The sequence below is a fragment of the Mesorhizobium sp. Cs1299R1N3 genome, from assembly GCF_037179625.1.
In the GTDB taxonomy this organism is placed as follows: Bacteria; Pseudomonadota; Alphaproteobacteria; order Rhizobiales; family Rhizobiaceae; genus Mesorhizobium; species Mesorhizobium salmacidum.
This window is the reverse complement of record NZ_JAPYKQ010000052.1, coordinates 1-591: the sequence shown is the minus strand read 5'-3', so window position 1 is coordinate 591 and position 591 is coordinate 1. Positions and strand designations below refer to the sequence as shown.

The window sequence follows — 591 nt, the reverse complement described above, 5'->3', positions numbered from 1 at the left end:
CTCGCGAAGATCATTGGAAAGAGGTCGAGTCATCAGATGCTGGCCTCCATTCCAGCCAGCATCTTGAATCACAAAACCGACTGATCCGGAATCCCTTCGATTCCATCAACTCGTGAACCGCTCTAGGATTAAGGATCGCCATCTATTGTCAAGAGAATATGATGTCTCGTCGAGCGATGATACCATGGCCTCGCGTATCGACATGGCGGTGGATCAGGAGATTACCTCCCTTTTGGCCGCCATGGAGCAGGAACAGGTCCCAGACCGCCTGACCAAGCTGGCGATGGAGCTACAAAATGCGCTGATCGAGAAACGCCGGCGCGAAGTGAAGAATTGATTATCTGCGGCTGTCGACCTCGATATCGAGTCGACCATGTGACAGGTGATTTCGTCCCTCTATCAATGTCTGCAGCGAACTCTCCCCAAGGAACTCCAGGACGTTGGCACGGGCACGGTTCAGCCGGCTTTTGACCGTCCCTACCGCGCAGCCGCATATCTCGGCCGTTTCCTCATAGCTTACTCCCAGAACGCCGATCAGCATCAGAACCTCGCGTTGGTGTTCAGGTAGCCTTTGAATGGCGCCGTGAACTT

2 protein-coding genes are annotated in these 591 nt (G+C 54.1%); one reads left to right on the top strand and one right to left on the bottom strand.

The window, feature by feature from the left end; translation table 11 throughout:
• Positions 1 to 184: 184 nt before the first annotated feature.
• Positions 185 to 337, top strand: coding sequence for a hypothetical protein (locus tag O7B34_RS31910; protein ID WP_337149714.1), 153 nt, complete (start codon positions 185 to 187; stop codon positions 335 to 337).
• Here O7B34_RS31910 and O7B34_RS31905 read toward each other — a convergent pair.
• A partial coding sequence (locus O7B34_RS31905) for a sigma factor-like helix-turn-helix DNA-binding protein (RefSeq protein WP_337149712.1) occupies positions 338 to 591 on the bottom strand: 254 nt, incomplete at its 5' end.